A 25,935-nucleotide genomic window follows, 5' to 3' on the forward strand; every position below is an offset into this window, starting at 1 on the left:
AGCCAGGCTCCTACAGGGATTTAGGTCGTTCACAAAATATGTGAACCACCCCAATCCCTGTAGGAGCCTGGCTTGCCAGCGATGGGGCCCGAACGGGCAGCAAAGATTACTTGGAAAGAAACCTCATCCCTTCCTCCAACCCCCGCAGGGTCAGCGGATACATCTGATCATCAATCAAGTCCCGCACAATATTGGTCGACGACGTATAGCCCCACGTATCTTTCGGATACGGGTTAATCCAGATGAGCTTCTTGTACTTCTCCCTGAACCGCTGCATCCACACATAACCGGCTTCTTCGTTCCAGTGCTCGACGCTGCCGCCCGCCTGGGTGATTTCATAAGGCGCCATGGCGGCGTCACCGATGAAGATCACTTTGTAGTCGGCGCCGTACTTGTGCAGCAGGTCTTGGGTTGATGTGCGTTCGGAGGTGCGACGCATGTTGTTCTTCCACACCGATTCATAAATGAAGTTGTGGAAGTAGAAGTACTCCAGGTGCTTGAACTCGGTCTTGCAGGCCGAAAACAGCTCCTCGCAAATCTTCACGTGCGCGTCCATCGAGCCGCCGATGTCGAACAGCAGCAACAACTTGACGGTGTTGCGCCGCTCCGGCCGCATCTGGATGTTTAGCAGCCCGGCATCTTTGGCGGTGTGGTCGATGGTGCCGTCGATGTCCAGCTCTTCCGCGGCACCCTGACGGGCAAATTTGCGCAAGCGGCGCAGGGCGACCTTGATGTTGCGCGTGCCCAGTTCCACCGAATCGTCGAGGTTTTTGTACTCGCGCTGATCCCAGACCTTGACCGCTTTACCCTGACGCTTGCCGGCATCGCCGACCCGAATGCCTTCCGGGTTGAATCCGCCAGAGCCGAACGGACTGGTGCCGCCAGTGCCGATCCACTTGTTGCCACCGGCATGGCGTTCTTTCTGTTCTTCGAGGCGCTTCTTGAACTCTTCGATCAGTTTGTCCAGGCCGCCAAGGGACTGGATTGCCGCCCGCTCTTCGTCAGTCAGGGAGCGTTCGAATTCCTTGCGCAGCCAGTCTTCGGGAATCAGGGCCTGAAGGTGGTCGTCGAGTTTTTCCAGGCCATTGAAGTAAGCCCCGAATGCTCGGTCGAACTTGTCGAAATGCTTTTCGTCCTTCACCAGAATCGCCCGGGACAAGTAATAGAACTCGTCCATGTCGGCAAAGGTCACGCGCTGTTTCAGCGCATTGATCAGGTCCAGCAGCTCACGCACCGAGACCGGCACCTTGGCGGCGCGCATTTCATTGAAGAGGTTGAGCAGCATGGCGTTGACCCTTATCGAGTGCCGCGACGGCTCATGAACGCCAGGCGCTCAAGCAACTGCACGTCCTGTTCGTTCTTCACCAGTGCACCGGCCAGCGGCGGAATCGCTTTGGTCGGATCGCGTTCGCGCAACACCGCTTCGCCAATGTTGTCGGCCATCAGCAGCTTGAGCCAGTCCACCAGTTCGGAGGTCGATGGTTTTTTCTTCAGGCCTGGCACTTTACGCACGTCGAAGAACACATCCAGCGCTTCGCTGACCAGGTCTTTCTTGATGTTCGGGTAGTGCACGTCGACGATCTTCTGCAGCGTGACGCGGTCGGGGAAGGCGATGTAGTGGAAGAAGCAGCGACGCAGGAAGGCGTCCGGCAGCTCTTTCTCGTTGTTGGAGGTAATGATGATGATCGGGCGTTTCTTGGCCTTGATGGTCTCGTCGATCTCGTAAACGTAGAACTCCATCTTGTCGAGTTCTTGCAGCAAGTCGTTCGGGAACTCGATATCTGCCTTGTCGATTTCGTCGATCAGCAGAATCACCCGCTCTTCGGATTCAAAGGCTTCCCAGAGCTTGCCCTTTTTCAGGTAATTGCGAACGTCGTGGACCTTTTCCGTGCCCAGTTGCGAGTCGCGCAGGCGGCTGACCGCGTCGTACTCGTACAGGCCCTGATGCGCCTTGGTGGTGGATTTGATGTGCCAGGTGATCAACTTGGCGCCGAAGGACTCGGCCAGTTGCTCGGCCAGCATGGTTTTGCCTGTGCCCGGCTCGCCCTTGACCAGCAGTGGACGCTCCAGGGTAATGGCGGCGTTGACCGCCAGCTTCAGGTCATCGGTGGCGACGTAGGCCTGGGTGCCTTCGAACTTCATCTGCTAATCCTCGAACGGTAATGCCGACCTGAACGAGGCAGGGCGGGGCGCAATAATGGTGATGCCCGACTATACCGCGCTGCCCGGTCGACTGTGAACGCAGACGGCTTATTCAGTCTCTGAATGGGGCGTCACATCTTGACTCAGTCTCGACTGCTGGCCAGTATTGAGCTATCGCCATTTTGGCGATAGCTTGCGGAGCATGTCTACAAAATACCGATTTCGCGATACGTACCGCATTCAGTTGCGCGAGAAGGATCACCCGCCGCCCCATGTTCACCTGACCGGTGGCGGGCTCGACGTGATGCTTAGCCTGGAAACCGTCGAAGTGATGGTTGGCAAGGCGCCGCCGCTGATTATCAAGGAAGCGCTGGAGTGGGTCAGGGCCCACCAAGTGCACTTGTTGGAGGATTGGAAACGATGTTACCCATGAAACGACCACGGCTGTCGGTCATTCAGGTGTTGCCGGATAACCGACTGGCGCTGACTTTTATCGATGGTCAGCAATTAACGCTCGATCTGAGCAGCGACCTGCACGCCTATCCAGGATTGCAGCCATTGCTGGCGCTGGGCGCGTTCGAGGGCGCGTCTCTGGGCGACGATGGCTGGAGCGTCGAATGGCCTGAGCTGGACATTCAAATCGGGGCAGACACCCTGTATCTGGATGCACTCGCTCAAAACGCATCCGACGAAAACACTCGTACATTCATTGAGTGGCGCGCTCGCACCGGCTTGTCACTCAATCAGGCGGCTGAGGCGCTTGGGGTTAGCGCCCGCAGTATCACGCGCTACAGCAGTGGTCGTGAAGTGGTGCCGCGGTCGTTGGCATTAGCCTGCCTTGGCTGGGATTTCTTGCAACAGCAATCGACGTCTGCACGTGCAGCTGAAGATACTGGTCGCTATACCGTGACACGCAAACCCTAACCAGCCTCCGGCTTCGGCCGCTCATACTGGGCGTTGAATGCCTGGATGAAACCATTGCGCAAAATCTGCAAAAACGCCTGGAACGCGCTGACGTCCTGGCGATGCACGTTGCCTTTGAGTTCCACTCGGGTCGCGAACTGGTTTTTACCCTGGTTTTTCAGAACGGTTTCAGAGCCTCCGACGATGGCCTCCCAGATCGAGCGGAAAATCCCTTTGTCCTTGTTTTGCACGTCTTGCTGCCAGTTGAACACGTCGACGTCTTTGAGTAGCGGTTTGATGTAACCGGTCAATTGGGCTTTTTTGGCTTGCGCTTCAATGACCACATCGCCATGACCCGCGTTGAAGTCAAACTTTCCGTAGGCCGAGGCGAAGTCGTTCATGCGTTTGAGTTCGATGCCTTTGGCGCGCAGACGAAACTCAAAGTCTTCGAAATTGCTAAGTGGATCGAACGTCGCGGTGGTTTCCAGAGGGGCGTGCCCGAGCAGCAGGGCCTTGCCTTCGAAGCGAGCGTCACGCTTGCCTTGTTTGTCGACCACATTGGTCAGGTTGTAAATGCTGGCATTGACCTGAGTGGCGTTCATATTCACGGGAGGTTTGGAATTGAAGTTGCGAAAACTGAGTTTGCCGTCGTGGATCCGCACTTCGTCCAGGGTGACGGGTAACAGTTTGCCCAGTTGCGCGCGCCAGTCGGTGCCCTGACCGGTTTGCGAATTTTGCTTATTGGCGCCACCGTCGACGAAGTTCACCTCGGGGTTGAAGAACTGCACTTGGGCGACCACTGCATGGTCATGCCAGAGCGAATGCCAACTGACGGAGAGGTCGATGAGCGGTGCGTTGACGAAGGGCACCGGGACCTTGCCGTCGACCTTGACGATTTTCAGTCCGTTGATTTTGTACGCCCCGCGCCACAGGGCCAGGTCTACGTCGGTGATCTGGCCACGGTAGTCACCCATGTCCGCCAGTTTGTCGTTCAGGTAGTCGCGCACCATATAGGGCAGGGCGATGTGCAAGGTAATCAGCAGCACAACGAGGCCGGCGAGCGTCCACAGGGGCCAACTGTATCGACGTTTCATGGTGGTAAATCTCTGGCGTTGTAAAGCCATTGACTACGCTGGCCACCGGACGTTCGACCTGACTGGACGCCTAGGGGCAAGAGGCTTACCTTGATGCGCTAATTCCATGCTGCAGTTAAGGACCCAGACATGAGCCGTATCTTCGCTGACAACGCCCACTCCATCGGCAATACGCCCTTGGTGCAAATCAACCGCATTGCCCCGCGCGGCGTGACCATCCTGGCCAAGATCGAAGGGCGCAACCCCGGTTATTCAGTCAAGTGCCGGATCGGCGCGAACATGATCTGGGACGCCGAAAGCAGCGGCAAACTCAAGCCTGGCATGACCATCGTCGAACCGACCTCGGGCAATACCGGCATCGGCCTGGCGTTTGTCGCCGCTGCCCGTGATTACAAGTTGATGCTGACCATGCCGGCATCCATGAGTATCGAACGACGCAAAGTACTCAAGGCGCTGGGCGCCGAACTGGTGCTGACCGAGCCGGCCAAGGGCATGAAAGGCGCGATCGAGAAAGCCGGGGAAATCGTGGCCAGCGATCCGGCCAAATATTTCATGCCAGCACAGTTCGACAACCCGGCCAACCCGGCCATCCACGAAAAAACCACCGGTCCGGAAATCTGGAACGATACCGACGGTGCGGTCGATGTGTTGGTGGCAGGGGTCGGAACGGGTGGAACCATTACCGGTGTTTCGCGATATATCAAGAATACCCAGGGCAAACCGATTATCTCGGTGGCCGTTGAGCCTGCGGCTTCGCCGGTGATTACCCAGGCCATCGCCGGCGAAGAGATCAAGCCGAGCCCGCACAAGATTCAGGGCATCGGTGCCGGTTTTGTGCCTAAGAATCTGGACCTGTCGATGGTTGATCGGGTTGAGTTGGTCACCGACGAGGAGTCCAAGGCCATGGCCTTGCGCTTGATGCAGGAAGAAGGGATTTTGAGCGGTATTTCGTGTGGCGCGGCCATGGCTGTTGCTGTTCGCCTGGCGGAAACCCCGGAAATGCAAGGCAAGACCATCGTGGTGATCCTGCCGGACTCTGGCGAACGCTACCTGTCGAGCATGCTGTTCAGCGATCTGTTTACCGAACAGGAGAATCAGCAATAAGCGCGCTTTGGGGGCAAAGCGTCCATTGATGAGTTGGCGGGATTGATTAAGGTCAGTCCTCGTTCAGCTTCCTAATGCTAAGAATTGCTTGTTGCGCAATTATTACTGAATGTTGAGTCAGGCGGTTTTTCCCGGGATCAGGGAGTGTTTATGATGGCCGGGCGCCACGCCGGGTAAAGGGTGTTGAGCGATAAGTCTATTCTCAAGGAGTCGTAGATGAGCTTTTCCATTGCCGCGAAAGCGTCGGTGTTGCTGCTGTTTCTCGGCAGTACACTCTATGTCCATTTGCGTGGCCAGGCACGATTGCCGGTTTTACGGCAATTCGTCAATCACTCGGCGTTGTTCGCACCCTACAACGCCTTGATGTACCTGTTCTCCGCCGTGCCGTCCAAACCCTACCTGGACCGCAGCAAGTTTCCAGAACTGGACGTGCTCAAGGACAACTGGGAAGTCATCCGCGACGAAGCCATGCACTTGTTCGACGAGGGGTATATCCGCGCTGCCGAGAGGAACAACGACGCCGGTTTCGGTTCGTTTTTCAAAAAGGGCTGGAAGCGCTTTTACCTCAAGTGGTACGACAAGCCGCTGCCTTCGGCAGAAGCCCTGTGCCCGAAGACCGTGGCGCTGGTGAGCAGCATTCCCAACGTCAAAGGGGCGATGTTCGCGTTGCTGCCGGGTGGCAGCCACCTCAATCCGCATCGTGATCCGTTTGCCGGTTCTCTTCGTTATCACCTGGGGCTGTCGACCCCCAACTCTGATGATTGCCGCATCTTCGTTGACGGCCAGGTGTACGCCTGGCGCGATGGCGAAGACGTGATGTTCGATGAAACCTATGTGCACTGGGTCAAAAACGAAACCGAGAAGACCCGGGTGATTCTGTTCTGCGACATTGAGCGTCCGCTGAGTAATCGCATCATGACTCGCATCAATCGGTGGATCAGCGGTTGGCTCGGTCGCGCCACTGCACCGCAAAACCTTGATGATGAACGCGTGGGCGGGATTAACCGGGCGTATGCCTGGAGCAAAAACTCCAGCGATAAAGTCAGTGGGGTGGTCAAGCGGTGGAAGCGTCGATACCCCAGGGCTTACCGCGTGCTGCGGCCGGTGCTGGCGGTGATGGTGCTGGCGTTGTTGGGGTATTGGTTGTTTGGGTGAGTCCAGCTCAAGAAATGAAAAACCGCTCTTCGGAGCGGTTTTTTATCGCCCAATTTACGGGCGTCAGGCGAGCAGGCCAGGTTCGTCGGCGTTGGTGCCCGTGATAAGTATTTGTAAAAGACGCTGCTGACTGGCAGTCAGTTCTACAGTGATGGTCTTGCCTTCCGTAGCGCGCGAGCTTTTCTTTGTGGGGGACTTCTTGATTACTTTGCGCATATTCCCTCCGCTGCTGGTCACTAATTCCCTTTCACTCAGCATAAACACCACTTTTCTGATTGTCGTTACCGGCCCTTTGTCCAAGTCATTGCAATCCATGTCAGTCGCTGGATATAGTCAGCGCACGGTGATGTCCAACCCACCGTTCACTTCATCAAAAAAGATCAGCCCAATGCCTGCATTCCTCATCAACGCGGTAGTCGATTCAGCGGTTAACGCTGTCGTGGCGCCGTGCGAGAATCAGCAACCTGCGCAGATCAGTCATTACCCCCCACCTGTCCGTAGCACGCCGGTGTACGCAGTCGTATCACCGCCGGGTGTTGGCATTTCGGGCTGATCAGCTTCTCCTTGCTGTTGCCCTTTGCCCGCCAAAAAAACTACTGAATTTCAGCTTCGGCTGATTGGCTCTTTGCCTGACAACAGGTGGTATTCATGTTTGTCCTTTCGAAACAATCCGCGCTCGCGGCGGCGTCCACGAGCCTGTTCGTTCTGCTGTGGAGCAGCGGGGCGATCTTCTCCAAATGGGGGCTTGCGCACGCGTCGCCCTTTGCTTTTCTGCTGGTGCGCTTCGCCATCGCCTTGTGCGGTCTGGTGCTGCTGGTGCCGTTGCTTAAGCTGAAGTTGCCCAAGGGCGGCAAGCCGATGCTGTATGCGATGGCCACGGGCGTGGTGTTGCTGGGGGCTTATCAGATTTTCTATCTGCTGGCCCTGGACCTGAAAGTCACCCCTGGCGTGATGGCGACGATCATGGGCGTGCAGCCGATCCTCACCGTGGTGCTGATGGAGCGTCAGCGCTCTCTCAGCCGGATGTTCGGTCTGGCGCTGGGCCTGGCCGGATTGATCATGGTGGTGTACCAGGGCATCGGTCTGGCCGGTATGTCGATGGTCGGCATGCTCTTTGGTTTGCTCGCGCTGGCGAGCATGACCTTCGGTTCGATCATGCAGAAACGCATCACCGACAATCCCCTTGGCACGTTGCCGGTGCAGTATCTGGCGGGGTTGTTACTGTGCGGGATCTTCGTGCCGTTCCAACCCTTCCATTTCGAACACAGCACCGGGTTTGTCGTGCCGGTGTTGTGGATGGGACTGGTGGTGTCGGTCCTGGCGACGTTGCTGCTCTACCGCTTGATCGCCCGGGGCAATCTGGTGAATGTCACCAGTCTGTTTTACCTGGTACCGGCGGTGACGGCGGTGATGGACTATCTGATTTTTGGTAATCGGCTGGCGGCATTGAGCATGCTTGGCATGTTGCTGATCATCATCGGTCTGGTGTTCGTATTCCGTAAAGCAGCGTAAAAACCAAAAGGCCTAAAGCATTGCTTTAGGCCTTACTTATGTCGTTACAGAACGACGTTTTTATTGCTTTTTAAGGTCAGGCCTCTCATGTCATAGACGTAACCGCCTGCAAAGCGGAAAAGTCTGGCTGTACTCTAAGATCCCTCCTACATCATTCGTTTTCCCCCGTTGATAACGTGCCCGCCCATTTCGCGTGCACAGACCATGGACGGTTTGGACATCGCGCTTCATTTCCTCTTTGCTTAAGGATAAGCGTATGTTCCGGTCGGCCAAGACGGCGCATTTTTCGCTGCACATCCCCGCGGTTCGCAACGATTTCAAAGTCCTCGCCTTTGACGGTGCAGAGGCCATCAGCGCCTTGTACGCGATCCGCGTTGAACTGGTCAGCGAACACCCGGATTTCGATCTGGAGAGTCTGCTCAGCCAACCCGCGTTTCTTCAGTTTGGCCTGAACGGCGAAGGCCTTCACGGCCGGATCGAAGACGTATTCGTCGGTGAGGCCGGCAAGCGCCTGACCCGTTATCACCTGACGCTAGTGCCGGCGCTGCATTACTTGCAGTTCAGCCACAATCAGCGGATTTTTCAGAAACTGACGGTGCCGCAAATCATCGCTCAGGTATTCAAAGGCCACGGCATTCAGGCCGATGCCTTTACCTTCCATGTCAGCACCAGCCCCGAGCGCGAATACTGCACGCAATACGGGGAATCCGACTTCGAGCTGGTCCAGCGCCTGTGCGCCGAGGACGGCATCGCCTGGCATCACCAGCATTCGCCAGACGGGCATCTGCTGGTGTTCACCGACGATCAGACCTGGTTCCCCAAACTGGGTGCAACCGCTTATCAGCAAGACTCCGGCATGGTGGCGGAGCATCCGGTGGTCAGCCAGTTTTCCATGCGTTTTCGCACCCGCACCAGCACCACCACGCGCCGGCACTATGACTTCCAGCGCCCGAGTCTGTTGCTGGAGAGCCGCTTCACCGCCGAGTTCAGCCCTGAGCTGGAAGACTATCGCTACCCGGTGTTCATCGAGAACGAAAAACGCGGTAAACAACTCGCGCGCCAGGCGCTGGAGCGCCACCGCAGCGATTATCAGTTGGCCGAGGGCAACAGCGATCAACCGACTCTGCGCAGTGGCCACTTGTTCGACCTGACTGAACACCCGCGCAAAACCTGCAACGACTTGTGGCTGCTGGTAAGCCTTCATCACGTTGGGAAACAACCTCAATCACTGGAAGAGGCCATCACCAGCGACGTCAAACCTGAAGACGGCTTTACCCAAGGCTATCGCAACAGCTTTGGCGCCATTCCCTGGGACGTGATTTACCGGCCGCCGATGCGCTCACGCAAAACGCTGCTGGTGAGCCAGACCGCCCGCGTCACCGGGCCGGTTGGTGAAGAAATCTATTGCGATGAATATGGTCGCGTGAAGATTGAACTACCGTGGGACCGGGCCGAGCTCAACAGTGAAAAAAGCAGCTGCTGGCTGCGCGTCTCGACGCAATGGGCGGGTCCACATTTTGGCGCGATGACGATTCCGCGTGTCGGCATGGAAGTCATCGTCACCTTTCTGGACGGCGATCCCGATCATCCGTTCATTACCGGGTGCGCGCCGAACAAGGTCAATGCGGTGCCATACCCCTTGCCCGAACACAAAACCAAAACCGTCTTGCGCAGCCAAAGCTCTCCATACACCGGTGGTTACAACGAACTGTCGCTTGAAGACCGCGCCGGGCAGGAGAAGATTTACCTGCGCGCCCAACGCGACCTCGAACAACTGATCCTCAACGACAGCGATACCAAAATTGGTAACGACCGCCGCGAACAGATCACCCGTGACAGCCACAGCCTGATCAGCAACGACCGTTTTGAGCAGGTGGACAACAACAGCGCCAGCCTGATCAAGGGCGACGAGTTGCACACCACGCAAGGCGAGCGCAACACGGTGATTGGCGGCAATGAATTGATCACCATCAGCGGCAACAGCAGCACGACGGCCGGCGGCACGCTGGTGATTCAGGCTGGTTCACAGGCCTACGTCACAGCCGCCAACGTGGTAATTGATGCGGGGATGAGCTTGACGCTTGAGTGTGGCGGCCATCACATCGTGATCAACGCCGGCGGGATTTTCAGCAGCGTGGCCATTGTCGAGGGCGGGGCGCCGTTGGCCGGGATAGCTCCGGAGGCTGCTCGCTCATTGATCCCCGTGGCGCCACAGGCCCTGATTGCACCATCCCTGGTCGCGCAAAAACTGGCATTGACTCAGGCGGCGCAACAGGCCGCGCCGATCTGTGCCGTGTGTCAAAAACTGGTGGAGATGACGGCATGAGTCAGGCTTACCTGCTGTTGGATCGCGCCCAGATTGAACATCTGCCTGAGCGTCTGTTTGAGTTGGGGAGCACGACGTTTCAATCGCTCTATCAGACAACCGTCTATAGCCCATTGGAGGAAGCCGGGCCGGTACTGGTGCCTGTTGCGCCTGATAGCCCGCTGGCTCATACCTTTTTTCGGGACTGGAGCGCGACATGTGGTGTCTGGCTGGCGTCAGAGGCGCAAGAAGATGTTGTGCTTGAGCATCTACGTAGCCTGATTCACGTTCGTGTCGAAGGGGATGTCACAGTCTTGTTCCGCTACCACGACCCTCGTATTGCGGCGTTGTGGCTAGCGCCGTTGGCCGCTGGCGAGCGTGATCGCTTGATGGGGCCGGTGCGACTGATCCGGCTCCCAGAACTGGATATCCATCAAGAAAACCCGGATCAACCCGCTGCACCGTATGCGCAAGAGCCTTGGTTGATCCTGTCTGCGGAGCAACTGGAGCAACTGGAGCACTTGGGCACCGCCCAACGACAGCGCTTCGCCCAACAGTTGATCGAGCATTGCCAACAGTACTTTCCTGAATGCCTGCAAGGACTGGACGCTTTTGCACTGCAACAGTGGGCCTCTCACTGCCAGCACGCCGCCGCGCGTCACGGTTACAGCGCCATCGATGAAGTCCTGCTTTGGGCTCGATTCCACGCGGTGCTGGGCACTGACTTTCCCGATGCACCGGCTCACGCCGCTTACCGAAGCATGTTGGCCGAGCCCGGTGTCTCGCCCGAGCAACGGCTGGATAACCTCAATGCAGAACTGACGCGTCAGCAGCTCACCGGCAAGGAGTCCGGCGTATGAGCGCAGAAAAACTGGCGATGATCGACCGAGCCGCTCAGGCCGAACGCGCCGCCAAGGCTCAGCCTCACGTCGATATCAACAGCCCGATGGCGCCGTGCCCAGCCAGTCAGTCCGAGCTGTTCGTGGTGCCCGTGCGCTATGCCTTGGCTGAAGAAAAGGCCGACAGTCCTTGCTGCATTCCCGGCGTGATCACGCAAAGCCGTCCCATGGCGGCGCGTCGCTTGCGGGCCGGATTTGTTTATCTGTGGCAGGACCAAGGCCCCCTCAAACGGTATGCCGTCTCGCCGAATGGTTTGCTCAAAGAGCAAGCGCTCGACGCCGATGCGACCCTGGTACTCGACGGCACATTGACGGGTCTGGCTCTGGAAAAAATCCACGACGCGTGGATGCTCTACAGCGAGTTCCCATTAAACCCCGAGCACTGCCAATCGCTGATCGACAGCAGCGCCAAACGTCGTGAACACATGCGCCATGTGGCCTTGCGCACCGTGGCCAACGAACTGCAAGCCAAGCATTGCCCTCCGCTGGAAAAAGCCGTTGAGGTCATGGCCGAACTCATCCCTGGGACCTTCGCCCGGTCGATGAAAGAGGACCAGATACGGGACGCCGAGGACACCGAGGCGCTGGGCGCAACGCTGATGAAAGAGCCGACCCCGGTCAACATCAAGGCCTACACCGACACCATGCACCGCGCGCGTGAGCGCGAAAAAGTCCTCGCCCAACACCCGGAGGCCGGCGATCAACCGCCAGGCGAGTGGAGCGCCGAACCCTGGGACGGGCAGGGCACTCAGGATTGGTTGGACAGCGCCAAGGCACACGCCAAGGACCTTTTCCCCGTTTTTGCCTGCCTCGATGACGATCTGGGCGTGCTGCGTGATATCAATCATGAGCAGGAATGGATAGAAGCGAGTCACGAAAAGTGGCTAGGTGATAACAACCTGCGCCTGAGCATCGGTGGGTTTGTGCACAGCCTGATCTCTGAAGATGGCGCCGAACTGGCCGGGTCCATCAGCTACCGCTACAAAGAACGCGACATCACCCTCACGCCCGAACAGGGCCAGGTCATGCTCGACACCCAGCATCGGCTGGATGAGGAACTCAAAGCCGAAACCCGGGCCCGTCAATACGGCGGCCAGCCCACTCCAACCGAAGCCGCCGCCCGCGATGCGCGTATCGCGGCCATCGTCGCCCCGGTGCGGGCCTTTATTCCGGCGGACTTGTACAACGAGGTGGAATTTGTCGTCCGCGAATACCGCGCTGAAAAGCAGGCAAATCTCAACAATCACGCGTTCAGCGCCAAGGTCGGCGAATACATCGACCTCGATGCGATGAATACCTGGTTCGCGCAGACCGCAGCGGCGCACTACCAACAGATCGAACAGCGTCACACCGCGTTGTTTGCCGACCGGGGCGTGTACCTCAACCGCTCGCTCAGCGGCACCTGGTTTGTCGATTATCACGACCTTGAAACGCGGCATTGGCTGGCCGAGCTGGCCACCGGTTGCCTGACCGCCCAATGCCTGCGCGCCCAGGGCGCCGAGCAATACGCCGACTACGTGCGAGCCGCGGATGGCGGTGCCCTGAAACAACTGTTCAACGCCTGGACCCCCTCGATCGATGCGGCCGTTAACAACACCTCTCGCCTGGGTGAGCTGATGGCGGCACTGGCCTCCGACAACATCAGCGCCACTCATCAGGCCTTGGCGCCGTTGAGCACGTTGGTACTGGACGACATCGCGGCCATGGCCCGGGATGTCAGCAGCCAATGGAGTGTGTTGGTCAACCGGTTGGCGGCGGCGCTGTTGTTGCTTAAGGCTGACGGCGCCTTCAGCCGCTCATGGATGGGCGTCCTCATCGCCACCCGACTGGGCAGTAATACGCCTTTACGGCTTGTCATCGAGAACGGCCGGCAGGTATGGAAGTTGTTGGGGCAACAGGCCGAAGCACTGGGCGACTGGGCGAAGGCGACCGGGAAGGCCATTGGTGCGGGGCGTGTGGGACGGATTGTTAATTCGCCAGTTGTGGCCAATAGCGGCGGGTTGGTGCCGTTGGCGGCGTTGTTGTTGAACGTGCTGAATGCGCATAACTATTTGAGAGAGGCCGGGGTGTTGGAGGGGATGGGCAGCCGGCGGGTGAATGACACGGTTTCGGCGACGTTGTATGCGGCGGCGGCGTTGGTGGCGGTGGTTGATAATCAGGTGCGGAAGGGGTTGGGGAAGGATCGGTTCTTTATTCGCTCTTCAGCCGCGCCAACACTTACGCTGTTTGGTGGGGTAATTGGTCTTCTATCTGCCGGTGCAGCATTCGCCGAGTTCAATTCCCTGAAAATACAACTTGAAAACGCACAAAACCGAGTTGATCCGTGGATGGAGATGCGCCAGATCGTGGTCGGTGGACAAGTAGCGGCCTTCGGCGCCCAGGCGATGTTAGGGGTTAGCTACACAGCCCGGGCCTTGGCAGGCTCAATCACCGTCGAATTCGCCATCCTGCGCTACACGCTGTACATGGGCCCGTTGAACTGGATCCTTTTCGGGTTGGGTGCGCTGCACCTGATCACCGCGATCATGCAGCAAACCCCGCTGCAAAACTTCCTGAATTTCTGCTGCTGGTCAAAAGGCCGGGCGCACGACCTGGCACCTATCCCGCCCAAAGCCCAAATGGACGAACTCGACCGGCTATACCGGATCCTTTATGCGCCTCGGGTCACGATGCAAAGCAGTTCGCAGTCAGCCAGGAATGATCGCCCGTCCGGCCTCGCGTTCGTCAGTTCCATCGACACCCTGACCATCGATTTACCCGGTGCGGAGCCAGGCAGTGTTTATCTGGAAATGAGCATGATCGGCGACCCCATTGATACCCAGGACTCCCGCTATCAGATCAAAAACCGCCCAATCCACCAGTACAAAACCCCGCGCCCCTGGCGCGACATGACGCCTCACTGGTTGTCCAGCAGCACCTGCCAGTGGATACCGCACAAGGAAGGTCAGGGCTTACGCCTGAGCGGCCCGTTCAACACACTGAAAAACATATTGAACTCGACACCTTGCACTGTTTCGCTCCGCCTACGCTATCGCACACCGTTGATTGCCATGCTCGGCGCTCCAAACTTCATCAGTGGCGAGCGAGGATTGGCGTTTACCCTGAATGACACCACTGGCGTGATTGAGCTGCGGGGCGACCCGACGCCGCACCTCGACCGTGTACCGAATTACCCGCTCGGCGAGGAGCATCCCGGCGGTGTTTACCTGCAACCCAAGGACAAACGATGAGCACGCCACCGGCAGGCACCACGAAAAAACGGATGTTTTCGCGTAATGACTATCTGGCGCCCTTACCGATCCCGACAGGTAGAAAACCCTCGGATGTGCTCAACATCATCTGGCGTAAAAACGAGGTGTTTCTTGATATAGGCAACTACAGCATCGGCTCTACCGTGATGATGTTGTGGCCGATGGTTATGGTTGTTCTAGCCATGTCTTTCTTCACTAGAAATCTCGACTCTGACTTCAGCCAAGATATTTTGATTCTCGGCTCCATTATCGTCGGCATTCCAGCGCTGATTTTGATCCAAGGCCTCTTCCGCGAAGTGCCCCTACCCGTGCGCTTCAATCGCCAACGCCGAGAAGTCTGCGTACCCCGCGACGACGGCGAGTACTGGATCGTCCCTTGGGAAACCGTGACGGCCGCCGCCACGCAGCACTCGTCGGTCAGTCAGGCCGGTAAAGCGACGATGGGTTTATTGATCATCGGTTTCGAAAACCCGGACCCACTGGCCAACGAAGACAACAAGCATTTCTCCCTGGGCTTCAACTGTGGTGGCGGCACCACGGCCATGGCGTTGTGGGAGTGCATGCGCAGCTACATGGAGATTGGTCCGGAGGTTGTTGAGGACCAAACAGCCCGTTTCGACAGGTCTAAAGGGATATGGGCGACCTATCTGGACGACCTTGTAAAAGCCGCAAAATTGAGAGGCTGGCCTTTAACCATCTTGTGGGAAGGTTTCTGCGGGATCTTCATTTTCAACACGCTGCTGATCGACGTGCTTGAACGGTGGAAACTGAATCCGCCGCCCGACCTGCCCTATCCCGACATCATCGAATGGTCCAAACCGTTGCCCCCGGAACAGTGGGCCAAACGATCCCCGGAACTGGAAGAAGCCATCGCCAAACGCGAGGCTGAACTCGACGAACAGACCCAAGACTAGGCATGAGCACATGACCCGCAGGCACCAAGAAACGGGATTTTCTCTCGCAACAACTGCTTAGCGCCGATCCTCCCGGAGAAAAACTGTTGTAAGGAGAATTATGGAATTAAACAAGATCTGGCGGTTCTTCCAATCAATAAAGCATGAGCACTGATAATTGCAACCTTACTATTTGATGTGCCGTTTGCGGCGCTAGCGAAAACGGGGAAATTATCGCCGCCACCTACTCTGATTTATTCTAGTCGGATGATTCCCCCGCCTATGCACCAAAAATTCCTTTGAAGAGGAAGCAATCATTGCAAAGGGTGAAGCAAAACTGACAAATTAAAATGGAGAATCCAATTACACCATTTAGGGAGTGGCTGTTTACACCGCTATTTTTGATCTACAACTTAAAATTTACTCGGCAAGGGACTTGAGAGAAATGAGTGCGAAAATACCAGCGAGCTTCATAGCGCAGACCTATCGCTATCCTGATGAGTCTCCTAGACAAAGAGTGATTCGCGGGCCAGGTCCAATTGTGATGGCTAGTATTTTATTCATGTTGGCTTTCCTTAATTATTTTGGTGCCCCTAGGGTTTCTGACGTATTTGCACTTTTTGTTCTTGGTGTGGGGTCAATATTTTTAATGGTTGCATTAACAATCATTATTGTTGAGCGTTCTGAGAGCAAGAAAAAAGATATCTCCAAACCCATAGTTGAAGGAGTATTAAGCGCTGTCTTTGATCAGGGTGGTGTTTCAATTGAGATGTCAACTGGGTCAAAGCGGTACATGTCTATAATATCTATTGATGAAATAAAGTCTGTTTCAGGCTATGTGCAGGGCGGATGGTTGTGGGTCAGGGACAGTGGCGTGGTGATTGAGACTAACGACAATAAACAATTTCGTTTTGTTATGTCTATGAACACGCTTGAATTAGAGCGCTTTCTAAACGAATTTTTACTATCGCTGAGTGAAATAAATTATCCAGTGAGAAACATAAGAAGGTTTCAGGTGTGAGTAGAACCATTAATGACCCAACTCCCCTCACTCCCCATCCCCGGACACGATGATCTACCGGACTACGACGTGTGCCTCCCGGCGAACCTGCGCCCCGACGCCGATCGGTTGATCCGCTATCTGCACGAATTGCCACATCGACCCGTGCGGTACTGCCCGTGGTGTGGAAATACCAACGTGACCCTCCATAACAATCGCGGCCGACAACGGCTCCCGCGTTACTACTGTCGCTCCTGCCGCAAGAGCTGCAATAGTTTGAGCGATTCACCCTTTGCGAACATGCATCGGATGGAATTGTGGTCAACGTTTGCGGTGTACCTGCTGGCCGGTTGGTCCAGCGTCCAGATAGCGTCTCGCTTGGAAGTGACTCCAAAGGTCTACTTCAACTGGGGGCAGGCGGTCGGGGAGGTGATGACTGAGGAGTGTCCGGAGTTGCATCAGTGGTGGACGACACGCCATTACCGGGAAAACCTGCAACCGCCCGAGCACATCGCGGCGCAACAGCAAGCGGTCATCACCTGGATTGAGACGACGCTCAATGCACAGCACGCGACATGCCCCAGGTGCGGGGGAACGCGGACCTATCGAATTAAAGGCATACGCCCGAAATTCAAGTGCGATCCCTGCGTGACCTGCTTCTCCATTCTGTCCGGGACACCGCTGGTCGGGATGCTTCGACCCGATCTCTGGGTCGATTTCGTGAAAGGGGTGATGGATGGCCAGAGCATCCAGGACCTTAAACGGCGTTCAGGGCTGGGCATGGGCGGCAGTACACGCTGGCGTGAGCAGTTTTTGTTGTTGATCGAAGCGTTGGGGCACCCTGAACTGTTGGGATGGATCCCCTGGATGCGCAGTCGTCGGCACAATGAAGTGGCCAGTTTTGTGCGCCAGGGTGGTTATCTGGACAAGGCAACGCGCTCGATCTATCCGCAAGGGACGCGAAAGGGCAGGTTTGTTTCGCAAAAATAGACGCTACGAAAGCAGCGATTTTTTGATGTTTTGCATGTCCGTAATACGTGTAGGACTGCTCCCATTGTGGCGAGGGAGCTTGCTCCCGCCGGGTGGCGACGCAGCCCCCAACCCTGCCACGCTTTCCTACTCCCTGTAGCCGCTGGCGAAGCCTGCGTTCGGCTGACAGCAGCCGTAAATCCAGCGTTCAGGGTTCACCTGACACACCGCGACTTCTGATTTTGCGACTGCTACGCAGCCAAACGCAGGCTTCGCCAGCTGCTACAAAAAACGAGCAACCGTCCTGCATCCCCGGTTGCAGCCGCCAAAGTCGACGCTTATAGTTCGCCCCGTCTGCTGACATTGACCAGCGACAGGGTTTCGCAGCCCTACGGCACAAGTAGCTCTTCTTCTTATGCACAGGAGGATTTACTTATGACAATGAACAAACCGCCCCGCCGCTTTACCCCCATGTCCCAATTCGCCACCGACTACCCCGTCCTGCTCATCGACAGCGACGCCCCATTGCGCGAACTCCACAACTGCGTCAGCGAACGCCTCAACGCCGTCCTCAAATACCTGCACCTGATGGCGTGCACCAGCCTTCCCGACTACGTTAAGAACGACATCAACACCGTCCCAACATCGCCCGGATCATGGTCCAGGATGTGAGTGACGTGTTTCGGGTGATTGAGCAGCGTGGGTTTGATACGCCCAAGGAACAGTGATTGATTTTTAGGCAGTAAAAAACCCGCATTTCTGCGGGTTTTCTATTTGGCCAGCGCATGCTCGGCCCGCACCGAATTCATGAACGCCTGCATCGCCGACGACTGAATACGATGACGCCGGGTGATCAGCCCATAAGGCGGCAGCCGCGCTTCGAACTTGATCGGCAAAATGGCCAGCAAATCACGCCCTGGATAGTCTTCCACCACCGACACCGGGGTGACGCCGAGCATGTCAGTCTGCTGCACCAACGAAAGCAAAGTCATGATCGACGTGGTTTCGACAATGCTGTTGGGGATGTCGACCCGCGCGTTGTGAAACACCTGATTGATGATCGCGCGCATCGGGCTTGGATGCTGTTGCAGCACCCAGGTCATGTTTTGCAACTCCGCCCAGCTCAGCTGCGTCTCCTGCGCCAGTGGGTTTTGCGCGCCGGCGATCACGCACAAAGCTTCTTCGCCGAGGCTGTCAAAGAGTAATTCTTCGGCCCGAGCACCTGCCGGAATCCGGCCCAATACGATATCCAGTTGATCCTGCAAAAGCGCCTGCACCAGCACGTCGCTGGTATCGACCTGGATGCTCATCGACAAGCGTGGATGGCTTTGTTTCAAGGTCGCGATGGTGCGGGTCAACAGCCCCGAGGCCAGCGCCGGAATCGCGCCGACCGCGACCCGCCCGAGGTTGCCGGATTCGAGCGCGACCAATTCTTCACGCATACCGCTGAGTTCGGCAAACACCATGCGTGCGTAGTAAATAACGGTTTCCCCGAACGGGGTAGAGCGCATGCCCCGAGGCAGGCGTTCGAAGAGTTCGACGCCCAGCAGGTCCTCGGCCTCGTGCAGCATCTTGGTCGCCGCCGGTTGAGTCATGCCGATGTGGTCGGCGGCGCGGCGCAACGAGCCGAACTCCTGCAACGCCAGCATCAGCCGCAGTTGGCGCAGACGCAGTCGGCTGTGGATCAAGTTGGCTTCAGGAATCCGGGTCATGGGCCATGCTCGCAAAAAGGACTGCGGCAAGCCTGACAACAAATGTCAGGCGTTGCCAGCATTGCTGTGTCACAGCACCGATTTGGTTTTGCCGACGTGGGGTTTGCGCAGGCCCATCAGGGTTCCCAGTGCCTTGGAAATCAGCGGCCAGAACAACATCAGCAGCGCCGCCGTGGTCAGGGAGCCCACCAGTGGGTTGGACCAGAAGATCCCCAAGTGACCGTCGGAAAACAGCATCGACTGCCGGAACGCATCTTCCGCCTTGTCGCCCAACACAGCCGCCAACACCAGTGGCGCAATCGGGTAACCGAGTTTCTTGAACAGATAACCCAGCGCGCCGAAGCCCAGCATTAGCACCACGTCGAAGAACGAGTTATGTACCGAATAGGCACCGATGGCGCAGACCATGATGATGATCGGCGCAATGATCGAGAACGGAATGCGCAGGATCGAGGCAAACAGCGGCACGGTGGCCAACACCACGATCAGGCTGACCACGTTGCCCAGGTACATGCTGGCGATCAGGCCCCAGACAAAATCATGCTGCTCGACGAACAATGTCGGACCAGGGTGCAGGCCCCAGATCATCAGGCCGCCAAGCATCACCGCCGCCGTGGCCGAACCGGGAATGCCCAGGGTCAGCATCGGCAGCAAGGCGCTGGTGCCGGCGGCGTGGTCGGCGGTTTCCGGGGCGATCACGCCTTCCAGTTCACCTTTGCCGAAGTTCTCGCGGTTCTTCGAGAAACGCCGCGCCAGGCTGTAACTCATGAACGAGGCCGCCGTCGGCCCGCCCGGCGTGATGCCCATCCAGCAACCGACCAGTGTGCTGCGCACAATTGTCCACCAGTAACGCGGCAATTTGGCCCAGGTGCGCAGGATCACCATCGGTGTGATGCGCGCATGTTCGCCGCGAAACACCAGGCCTTCCTCGACGGTGCAGAGGATTTCACCGATGCCGAACAGACCGATCACCGCCACTTCGAAACTGATGCCGGTCATCAAGGTCGGCTGATCGAAGGTCAGGCGCAGGTTGCCCGAGACCGTGTCCATACCGACCGCCGCCATGGCGAAGCCGATCATCATTGCGACTACGGTTTTCAACGGTGGGTTCTTGCTCATGCCAATGAAGGTGCAGAACGCCAACAGGTACACCGCGAAGAACTCCGGCGAACTGAACGACATGGCGAACGCGGCAATTTTTGTCGACAGGAACGTCAGCAGCAACACCCCGGCCAGAGCGCCAATCAGTGCCGAACTGAACGCGGCGGTCAGGGCCTCGGCGGCGCGACCTTCGCGAGCCATCGGGTAACCGTCGAACGTCGTCGCCACCGATGAGGGCTCACCGGGGATGTTGAACAGAATCGAGGTGATCGAGCCGCCGAACAGCGCGCCCCAATACATGCACGACAGCAAAATGATCGCCGACACCGGCGACATGGTGAACGTCAGCGGCAGCAGCAACGCCACGCCATTGGGGGCGCCGAGGCCGGGCAACACGCCGACCAGAATGCCCAGCAGCACGCCGATCACCATCAGGCCAATATGGCCCGGGGTCAGGATCAGGTTCATGCCTTGCAGCAGGGAATCGAACTCGCTCATTTGAAATGTCTCCCGGCCAGGGCAATCCAGTCGCCCATCGGACCGGCATCCAGCGGGACCTTGAACCACAGCGCGAAAATCAGGTAGCTGGCGAGCACCGCACCCAGCGACACCGTGCCGATCATCAACTTGCCGTAGGGTTTGACGCGGACCTTGTCACGCCACATGAACCAGGCGATGAAACAGGCCGAGGCCACGTAGATGCCGGTGAACGGCATGGCGCCGACAAACAGCGCAATCGGGATGAACACCGACAACACTTGTTTGAAGGCGCTGCGGCTGACAAATGAAACACTCAGGGCTTGCCAGCGCACCACGGTCAATACGCCGTTGCCGACACTGGCGGCGCTCAACAACAGGCCGATGTAAAAGGGGAAGTAACCCGGCTCGGGGCCGGAATCGCCCCAGCCGATACCTTGTTCGACGCTGCCGAACATCACCACCGCGCCGATCAGCGTGGTGAAGAGTGTCAGACCGAGTTCGACCCAGCGGGTGCCGACCAGCGCCGGTGAATCCGAAGATTGGGACATGAAACACCTCCAGCAGGTGACGGCCGCGCGCGTGCGAACGGCCGTTGGCAACTCAGTTTTTCAGCCAGCCGGCTTCTTTGAACACCGGCGTTACGCGGGCGGTGTCTTTCTCAATGTAGGCGGTCAGCGGCTCGCCTTCGAGGAAGGTCGGCACCAGTGCGTTCTGTTTCACGTAGGCCTTGAACTCCGGCGTCTCGGTGACTTTGCGCATCAGCTCGACATAGAACGCCCGCTGTTCGGCAGTGACATCGCCGGGCATGAACACGGTGCGCGGGAAGCGGTACTGATCAATGCCCAGGCCCTCTTCGTGGCAGGTCGGTACGTCGGCCCAGGATTTATCCCCGGCGACTTTCTCGGTGTAGCTCATGCGTTCCTTACTGAAGACGCAAAGCGGCTCGACCTGATCGCCACGCCATTGGCTGATGCTTTCGCTGGGGTTGTTGACGTTGGCGGCGATGTGTTTGCCGGCCAGTTGGGTCGCGGCTTCACTGCCGCTCTTGAACGGGATGTAGACGAGTTTGGCGTCGTTGGTCTGGTTCAGCAGCAGGGTCAGGGTCTGGTCAACATCCTTGGACTGGCTGCCGCCCATGCGCAGGTTCGACGGGTCGGCCTTGACCGCGGCGTAGAAACCCTTGGCGTCCTTCCACGGCGCGTCTTTGTAGCTCCAGAGAATGAAGTCATCCTCGGCCACGGCGGCGACCGGCGTCAGCTCCTGCCATTGGTAACCGAGCTTGGACACCAGCGGCAACAGGTAGATGTTGTTGGTGCCGATCACCAGTTTTTCGGGATCACCCTTGTTCATTTTCAGGTCGAGAAAGGCTTCGGCACCATTGCCACCGCCCTTGTTCAGGACGATGGTATTCACATCGAGAAATTTGTGGGTAGTGATGATCGACTGGATCAGGCGACCCAGTTGGTCAGTGCCGCCACCAGGACCACCGGCGACGACGATTTCGACGTTCTTGTCCGGCTGCCAGGCAGCGTGAGCGAGAGCGGGAAGGGCGCCAGCGGCGATCAGTGTGCAGCCAAGAACCAGACGGGATGTGCGACGGACGAATGCATTTCGCATGATGGAAGAGCCTCGTTTTTGTAGTTGTTATGAGTGACTTGTCGATGCAGTAAAGCTGCAAGCCTGGCCTGAGTGTGTGAAGCCACTGGCTCCGCGTCTAGTCAAAACAATACATACACCGATAGCCTGGGGTTATAGGTCTTGGCAGTGAAAGTGTCGGCTGACGCTCCAGGCGTTGAGCCAGAGCGGTTTTCGAGGAAAGCTGAAAAGGGCGATACCCGTTGAAAGCTATCTGAAAGCAGGGCATGCCATAACTCAAGGCTATCGCCTGATTTCAAGTTTTGATTAGACGGTTATCACTGAGCCTTCGATAGTGCTCACCAACGCCGCCAGGCAGCGGCAATGTTGTCACCACAAAAATAATAAATCGAGGTACGCACCATGGCTCGTCCCAGTGCTTCCCTGCATATGCCCAGGGCAGGTGTTCAATCACCGGCAGTGGCAACTCCGCTAAGCGGCACCACCAAAGCCAGCAGCGTGCGCTGGCGGATCTTCGCGATTATCTTTGCGTTGACAATGGTCAACCTGATTGATCGGGTGTCGCTGTCCATCGCGATGCCAACCATCGCCCATGAATTTTCCCTGTCGCCGAGCCTGCAAGGGCTGATCCTCAGCAGCTTCTTCTGGGCGTATGCGCTGTTGCAGATTCCTGGTGGCTGGCTGATCGACCGTTTTGGTCCGCGCCGGGTCATCAGTTGGTCCACGGGTTTGTGGGGTACATTTCAGGTACTGGCGGCGTTTGCCACGGGCGGCTTGTCATTGTTGTTCGCCAGGGTGGCGTTAGGTGCCGCCGAAGCGCCGCTGTTTCCTTCGGGGGGCAAGCTGATTTCCCTGTGGCTGGCGCCGAGCGAGCGCAGTCGCGGCGCGGTGCTGATGGACAGTGGCAGCCCGTTGGGCGTGGCGCTGGGCGGTTTGATCATTGCGTATCTGATCGCTTCGCTGGATTCGTGGCGTCTGGCCTTCGTGATCGCCGGCATCGCGACATTGGTGCTGGCCTGGGTGGCGCGGCGTTATCTGCGCGATGACCCGGCCACGCATCCACAAGTGAATACCCAAGAGCTGGAGAAGATCAACGCCGGACGTGCCACGCCTGCCGCCGAAGCCGCACGTGCGCCGGTCAAGGGGTTGGGGATCGCGGCCCGTTCACTGACGGGGTTGCTGATCGGTCGTGCCAGTTGGGCGATGGTCTATTTTGGCTTGCTGACCTGGGGGCCGAGTTATCTGGCACAGGCTCGTGGCTTCGACATCAAAGGCATTGGCGCGGCCACGTTCGTGATTTTCATCTGCGGTGCGCTGGGTTCGTTGACCGGTGGTTTTCTCTGCGACGGCCTGATTCGCAAAGTCGTGAGTCGCGGCATCGCGGTCAAGAGTCTGCTGGCGTTTTCTGGTGTCGTGGCCCTGGGCGCGTTCTTGTTGCTGCCGACCCTGAGCGATCCATTTGCGGCGGTGGCGTTGTTGGCCATGACCGCGTTTTTCCTGATGTGGGGCAGCCTCTACTGGAGCTTTCCGGCGTTGCTGGCGGCACCGGCGCGGGTCGGTTTGATCGGCGGCGTGATGAACATGGCCGGCAGCACGGGCGGCATTGCGGTGCCGATTCTGGTGGGCGTCATTGTGCAAATGGCCGGCGGGTTTGCGCCAGTGCTGGGCTTCTTTGCGGCGTGCTCGGCGGTCTTCGTTTTGGCCACGTTGTGTATCAGCCTGGATGAGGTGCGTCATGACTGAGTTTTGGAACGGCCCAATCGTAGACGCCCATCACCATTTCTGGGACCCGTCGATCAATGACCATCCGTGGCTGGCGCCAGAGGCCAATATCCCGTTTCGCTACGGCGATTACAGCGCGATCAAGCGCCGCTATTTTCCCGATGACTACTTCGCGGATACCGGCTCCCATAACGTCGTACAAACGGTGTACGTCGAGACCGAATGGAACCCGCAAGACCCCATTGGCGAAACCCGTTTCATCGAAGGGCTGGCCGCTCGCTACGGCGTGCCAAACGCCATCGTCGCACAAGCCTGGCTCGACCATCCGGACGCCATTGCGGTGCTGACCGAGCAAGCGAGTTTCAAGTGCGTGCGCAGTGTGCGCCACAAGCCCGGCGGCCCGACCACGCCTGCGCAGGTGGGGCACACTCGCAGCCTGATGAGCAACGAGCACTGGCGCCGCAGTTACGCCACGCTCGAAGCCCTGGGCCTGCACTTCGATCTGCAGACGCCCTGGTGGAACCTGCACGAAGCCGAACGCCTGGCCCGGGACTTTCCCGGCATCACGCTGATTCTCAACCACGCCGGATTGCCCAACGACCGCAGCGCCGAAGGCCTGGCGGGTTGGCGCCTGGCGATGGCGCGGCTGGCGCAGTGGCCGAACGTGCGGGTGAAAATTTCCGGCCTGGGGCAGGGTGGTCAACGCTGGCGGGCCAAAGACAATGCCTGGATCGTGCGCGAAGTCATCGCCATGTTCGGCAGCGACCGGGCGATGTTCGCCAGCAACTTTCCCGTGGACAGCCTGTGCGGCTCGTTCGACGACATCTACAGCGGTTTCAAATCGATCGTTGCCGATTTTCCGAGTGCCGATCAGCAACGGCTTTTCTACAGCAACGCACAGCAAATCTATCGCTGCGAGCCCTGCGCCATTGACCGGAAATGGCCCGAACCCTTGAGGAGTGAAGCATGAACAAAACCACCATCGCGATGGTCCTGGGCGACCCGGCAGGCATCGGTCCGGAACTGATCGCACGCCTGCTCGCCGAGCCCGAGGTGCGCAGTCAGGCCAATGTCATCCTGATTGCCGACGAGGCGGAAATGCGCCGCGGGATGCGCATCGCCGGGACGGAATTTCCTTACCGTCGCGTAGAGTCGCTGGAGCAACTGTCGTTTGTCGATGACACGCCGCTGTTCTATGACTTTCGCGGCGACACCCTTGGCGAATTTGCGCGTAATGAAGCCAGCGTCATCGGCGGCCGCTACAGCCTCGACACACTGGAAAAAGCCTTGCGTCTGACCGAGGCCGGCATCACCGACTCAGTGCTGTTCGGACCGCTGAACAAAACCTCGCTGCACATGGCCGGCATGGCCCATAACGATGAGTTGCACTGGTTCGCCGAGTTGCTGGATTTCCACGGACCTTTCTGCGAGTTCAACGTGCTCGACAACCTTTGGACTTCCCGCGTGACCTCCCACGTGGCGCTGGCTGAAGTGCCAGGCATGCTCACGCAAGCGCGGGTCGTGGAAGCCATTCAATTGATCGACACCGCGCTCAAGCGCAACGGCCTGGAAAAACCGCGCATCGGCGTGTGTGGCTTGAACCCGCATAACGGCGACAACGGCTCGTTTGGTCGCGAAGAACTGGACATCATCGGCCCTGCTGTTCGATCCGCTCAGGCGTTGGGCATTGCGGCGGAAGGGCCGTACCCGGGGGACACGATTTTCCTCAAGGTGCAGGGCGATGCCAGTGCTTTTGACGCGGTGGTGACGATGTATCACGACCAGGGGCAGATCGCGATCAAGTTGATGGGGTTCTCCCGTGGGGTGACCGTGCAGGGCGGCTTGCCGATTCCGATTACCACCCCGGCGCACGGCACCGCGTTTGATATCGCGGGGCAGGGCAAGGCGAATGTCGGGGCGATTCGCCAGGCGTTCGAGATTGCGTGTCGGATGGGCGTCAAATAGCTAAAACAACATAGATCCTGTAGGAGCAAAGCTTGCTCGCGATAGGGATGGCACGATTTTCACCGCGTCACCGCGTCACCGCGTCACCGCTCATCGCGAGCAAGCTTTGCTCCTACAGATCAGGCAAAAGAA

The 25,935-nt window shown here is 58.0% G+C and carries 22 protein-coding genes and 1 pseudogene; 15 read left to right on the forward strand and 8 right to left on the reverse strand.

The window, feature by feature from the left end; genetic code table 11:
- Positions 1 to 106: 106 nt before the first annotated feature.
- Both ACA048_RS07405 and ACA048_RS07410 read right to left on the reverse strand, forming a co-directional pair.
- Positions 107 to 1,285 (reverse strand): vWA domain-containing protein, encoded by a 1,179-nt coding sequence (locus ACA048_RS07405; RefSeq protein WP_007946791.1) that lies wholly within the window; start codon positions 1,283 to 1,285, stop codon positions 107 to 109.
- An 11-nt stretch (positions 1,286 to 1,296) separates the two neighbouring features.
- Entirely contained in the window at positions 1,297 to 2,142 is an 846-nt protein-coding gene (locus ACA048_RS07410) for an AAA family ATPase (protein ID WP_010462104.1), read from the reverse strand.
- 202 nt (positions 2,143 to 2,344) lie between these two features.
- Between ACA048_RS07410 and ACA048_RS07415 the strand changes: the two genes are divergently transcribed.
- Together ACA048_RS07415 and ACA048_RS07420 are read left to right on the forward strand one after the other, a co-directional pair.
- Positions 2,345 to 2,575, forward strand: coding sequence for a DUF4160 domain-containing protein (locus ACA048_RS07415; protein WP_497628568.1), 231 nt, complete (start codon positions 2,345 to 2,347; stop codon positions 2,573 to 2,575).
- Entirely contained in the window at positions 2,563 to 3,066 is a 504-nt protein-coding gene (locus ACA048_RS07420) for a DUF2442 domain-containing protein (RefSeq protein ID WP_497628569.1), read from the forward strand. Before ACA048_RS07415 ends, ACA048_RS07420 begins: the two co-directional genes overlap by 13 nt.
- On the opposite strand, the gene ACA048_RS07425 is transcribed toward ACA048_RS07420, so the two are convergent.
- A complete protein-coding gene (locus ACA048_RS07425) occupies positions 3,063 to 4,169 on the reverse strand; it encodes a DUF748 domain-containing protein (RefSeq protein WP_497628570.1) in 1,107 nt (368 codons plus the stop codon). The two genes, ACA048_RS07420 and ACA048_RS07425, sit on opposite strands and share 4 nt — an antisense overlap.
- A 99-nt stretch (positions 4,170 to 4,268) precedes the next feature.
- On the opposite strand from ACA048_RS07425, the gene cysK reads away from it, so the two are divergent.
- Positions 4,269 to 5,243: a cysteine synthase A gene (cysK, locus tag ACA048_RS07430; RefSeq protein WP_497628571.1), complete on the forward strand. Its 975-nt coding sequence runs from the start codon at positions 4,269 to 4,271 to the stop codon at positions 5,241 to 5,243.
- Positions 5,244 to 5,459: 216 nt separating this feature from the next.
- Positions 5,460 to 6,398: an aspartyl/asparaginyl beta-hydroxylase domain-containing protein gene (locus ACA048_RS07435; RefSeq protein WP_497628572.1), complete on the forward strand. Its 939-nt coding sequence runs from the start codon at positions 5,460 to 5,462 to the stop codon at positions 6,396 to 6,398.
- 63 nt (positions 6,399 to 6,461) lie between these two features.
- On the opposite strand, the gene ACA048_RS07440 is transcribed toward ACA048_RS07435, so the two are convergent.
- A complete protein-coding gene (locus ACA048_RS07440) occupies positions 6,462 to 6,614 on the reverse strand; it encodes a hypothetical protein (protein WP_497628573.1) in 153 nt (50 codons plus the stop codon).
- Between the two features lie 432 nt (positions 6,615 to 7,046).
- On the opposite strand from ACA048_RS07440, the gene ACA048_RS07445 reads away from it, so the two are divergent.
- From ACA048_RS07445 to ACA048_RS07480, 8 genes and pseudogenes are all read left to right on the forward strand, one after another.
- Positions 7,047 to 7,910 (forward strand): DMT family transporter, encoded by an 864-nt coding sequence (locus ACA048_RS07445; protein WP_497628574.1) that lies wholly within the window; start codon positions 7,047 to 7,049, stop codon positions 7,908 to 7,910.
- Between the two features lie 256 nt (positions 7,911 to 8,166).
- Positions 8,167 to 10,236 carry a type VI secretion system Vgr family protein gene (locus ACA048_RS07450; protein ID WP_497628575.1) on the forward strand — a complete coding sequence of 690 codons (2,070 nt, stop codon included), beginning with the start codon at positions 8,167 to 8,169 and terminating at the stop codon, positions 10,234 to 10,236.
- Positions 10,233 to 11,075: a DUF4123 domain-containing protein gene (locus tag ACA048_RS07455; RefSeq protein WP_497628576.1), complete on the forward strand. Its 843-nt coding sequence runs from the start codon at positions 10,233 to 10,235 to the stop codon at positions 11,073 to 11,075. The genes ACA048_RS07450 and ACA048_RS07455 overlap by 4 nt, the downstream gene beginning before the upstream one ends.
- A complete protein-coding gene (locus ACA048_RS07460) occupies positions 11,072 to 14,344 on the forward strand; it encodes a toxin VasX (protein ID WP_497628577.1) in 3,273 nt (1,090 codons plus the stop codon). The genes ACA048_RS07455 and ACA048_RS07460 overlap by 4 nt, the downstream gene beginning before the upstream one ends.
- A complete protein-coding gene (locus tag ACA048_RS07465) occupies positions 14,341 to 15,279 on the forward strand; it encodes a hypothetical protein (RefSeq protein WP_497628578.1) in 939 nt (312 codons plus the stop codon). The genes ACA048_RS07460 and ACA048_RS07465 overlap by 4 nt, the downstream gene beginning before the upstream one ends.
- A gap of 424 nt (positions 15,280 to 15,703) precedes the next feature.
- Positions 15,704 to 16,279 (forward strand): hypothetical protein, encoded by a 576-nt coding sequence (locus ACA048_RS07470; protein ID WP_497628579.1) that lies wholly within the window; start codon positions 15,704 to 15,706, stop codon positions 16,277 to 16,279.
- 12 nt (positions 16,280 to 16,291) lie between these two features.
- Positions 16,292 to 17,248 (forward strand): transposase, encoded by a 957-nt coding sequence (locus ACA048_RS07475; protein ID WP_497628580.1) that lies wholly within the window; start codon positions 16,292 to 16,294, stop codon positions 17,246 to 17,248.
- Between the two features lie 414 nt (positions 17,249 to 17,662).
- Positions 17,663 to 17,955: pseudogene (locus ACA048_RS07480) on the forward strand (fructose-bisphosphate aldolase).
- A 42-nt stretch (positions 17,956 to 17,997) separates the two neighbouring features.
- Here the strand turns inward: ACA048_RS07480 and ACA048_RS07485 are convergent.
- The 4 genes from ACA048_RS07485 to ACA048_RS07500 all read right to left on the reverse strand — a co-directional run bounded on the left by ACA048_RS07485 (position 17,998) and on the right by ACA048_RS07500 (position 22,137).
- The gene (locus ACA048_RS07485; RefSeq protein ID WP_497628581.1) at positions 17,998 to 18,939 is read right to left on the reverse strand and encodes a LysR family transcriptional regulator; all 942 of its coding nucleotides are present in this window, start codon (positions 18,937 to 18,939) and stop codon (positions 17,998 to 18,000) included.
- A gap of 69 nt (positions 18,940 to 19,008) precedes the next feature.
- The gene (locus ACA048_RS07490; protein WP_497628582.1) at positions 19,009 to 20,538 is read right to left on the reverse strand and encodes a tripartite tricarboxylate transporter permease; all 1,530 of its coding nucleotides are present in this window, start codon (positions 20,536 to 20,538) and stop codon (positions 19,009 to 19,011) included.
- On the reverse strand, positions 20,535 to 21,068 hold the full coding sequence (locus ACA048_RS07495) for a tripartite tricarboxylate transporter TctB family protein (RefSeq protein ID WP_140665809.1): 534 nt from the start codon (positions 21,066 to 21,068) through the stop codon (positions 20,535 to 20,537). Before ACA048_RS07495 ends, ACA048_RS07490 begins: the two co-directional genes overlap by 4 nt.
- A 52-nt stretch (positions 21,069 to 21,120) precedes the next feature.
- Positions 21,121 to 22,137 carry a Bug family tripartite tricarboxylate transporter substrate binding protein gene (locus ACA048_RS07500; protein WP_497628583.1) on the reverse strand — a complete coding sequence of 339 codons (1,017 nt, stop codon included), beginning with the start codon at positions 22,135 to 22,137 and terminating at the stop codon, positions 21,121 to 21,123.
- A 408-nt stretch (positions 22,138 to 22,545) separates the two neighbouring features.
- Here ACA048_RS07500 and ACA048_RS07505 point away from each other — a divergent pair, with 408 nt between their 5' ends.
- The 3 genes from ACA048_RS07505 to ACA048_RS07515 are packed head-to-tail and all read left to right on the forward strand — an operon-like array spanning position 22,546 to position 25,803.
- Positions 22,546 to 23,859 (forward strand): MFS transporter, encoded by a 1,314-nt coding sequence (locus ACA048_RS07505; RefSeq protein ID WP_497629819.1) that lies wholly within the window; start codon positions 22,546 to 22,548, stop codon positions 23,857 to 23,859.
- Positions 23,852 to 24,808, forward strand: a complete 957-nt coding sequence (locus tag ACA048_RS07510) for an amidohydrolase family protein (RefSeq protein ID WP_497628584.1) — start codon at positions 23,852 to 23,854, stop codon at positions 24,806 to 24,808. The genes ACA048_RS07505 and ACA048_RS07510 overlap by 8 nt, the downstream gene beginning before the upstream one ends.
- Complete coding sequence (locus ACA048_RS07515; protein ID WP_497628585.1) at positions 24,805 to 25,803, forward strand: 4-hydroxythreonine-4-phosphate dehydrogenase PdxA; 999 nt, start codon at positions 24,805 to 24,807, stop codon at positions 25,801 to 25,803. Before ACA048_RS07510 ends, ACA048_RS07515 begins: the two co-directional genes overlap by 4 nt.
- The last annotated feature ends 132 nt before the right edge of the window (positions 25,804 to 25,935 follow it).

The sequence above is a fragment of the Pseudomonas sp. LBUM1659 genome, assembly GCF_059716045.1.

Coding starts and splice junctions, on each gene's coding strand:
- ACA048_RS07405 (WP_007946791.1), bottom strand. CDS start 1,285: ATGCTGCTCAACCTCTTCAATGAAATGCGCGCCGCCAAGGTGCCGGTC.
- ACA048_RS07410 (WP_010462104.1), bottom strand. CDS start 2,142: ATGAAGTTCGAAGGCACCCAGGCCTACGTCGCCACCGATGACCTGAAG.
- ACA048_RS07415 (WP_497628568.1), top strand. CDS start 2,345: ATGTCTACAAAATACCGATTTCGCGATACGTACCGCATTCAGTTGCGC.
- ACA048_RS07420 (WP_497628569.1), top strand. CDS start 2,563: ATGTTACCCATGAAACGACCACGGCTGTCGGTCATTCAGGTGTTGCCG.
- ACA048_RS07425 (WP_497628570.1), bottom strand. CDS start 4,169: ATGGCTTTACAACGCCAGAGATTTACCACCATGAAACGTCGATACAGT.
- cysK (WP_497628571.1), top strand. CDS start 4,269: ATGAGCCGTATCTTCGCTGACAACGCCCACTCCATCGGCAATACGCCC.
- ACA048_RS07435 (WP_497628572.1), top strand. CDS start 5,460: ATGAGCTTTTCCATTGCCGCGAAAGCGTCGGTGTTGCTGCTGTTTCTC.
- ACA048_RS07440 (WP_497628573.1), bottom strand. CDS start 6,614: ATGCGCAAAGTAATCAAGAAGTCCCCCACAAAGAAAAGCTCGCGCGCT.
- ACA048_RS07445 (WP_497628574.1), top strand. CDS start 7,047: ATGTTTGTCCTTTCGAAACAATCCGCGCTCGCGGCGGCGTCCACGAGC.
- ACA048_RS07450 (WP_497628575.1), top strand. CDS start 8,167: ATGTTCCGGTCGGCCAAGACGGCGCATTTTTCGCTGCACATCCCCGCG.
- ACA048_RS07455 (WP_497628576.1), top strand. CDS start 10,233: ATGAGTCAGGCTTACCTGCTGTTGGATCGCGCCCAGATTGAACATCTG.
- ACA048_RS07460 (WP_497628577.1), top strand. CDS start 11,072: ATGAGCGCAGAAAAACTGGCGATGATCGACCGAGCCGCTCAGGCCGAA.
- ACA048_RS07465 (WP_497628578.1), top strand. CDS start 14,341: ATGAGCACGCCACCGGCAGGCACCACGAAAAAACGGATGTTTTCGCGT.
- ACA048_RS07470 (WP_497628579.1), top strand. CDS start 15,704: ATGAGTGCGAAAATACCAGCGAGCTTCATAGCGCAGACCTATCGCTAT.
- ACA048_RS07475 (WP_497628580.1), top strand. CDS start 16,292: ATGACCCAACTCCCCTCACTCCCCATCCCCGGACACGATGATCTACCG.
- ACA048_RS07485 (WP_497628581.1), bottom strand. CDS start 18,939: ATGACCCGGATTCCTGAAGCCAACTTGATCCACAGCCGACTGCGTCTG.
- ACA048_RS07490 (WP_497628582.1), bottom strand. CDS start 20,538: ATGAGCGAGTTCGATTCCCTGCTGCAAGGCATGAACCTGATCCTGACC.
- ACA048_RS07495 (WP_140665809.1), bottom strand. CDS start 21,068: ATGTCCCAATCTTCGGATTCACCGGCGCTGGTCGGCACCCGCTGGGTC.
- ACA048_RS07500 (WP_497628583.1), bottom strand. CDS start 22,137: ATGCGAAATGCATTCGTCCGTCGCACATCCCGTCTGGTTCTTGGCTGC.
- ACA048_RS07505 (WP_497629819.1), top strand. CDS start 22,546: ATGCCCAGGGCAGGTGTTCAATCACCGGCAGTGGCAACTCCGCTAAGC.
- ACA048_RS07510 (WP_497628584.1), top strand. CDS start 23,852: ATGACTGAGTTTTGGAACGGCCCAATCGTAGACGCCCATCACCATTTC.
- ACA048_RS07515 (WP_497628585.1), top strand. CDS start 24,805: ATGAACAAAACCACCATCGCGATGGTCCTGGGCGACCCGGCAGGCATC.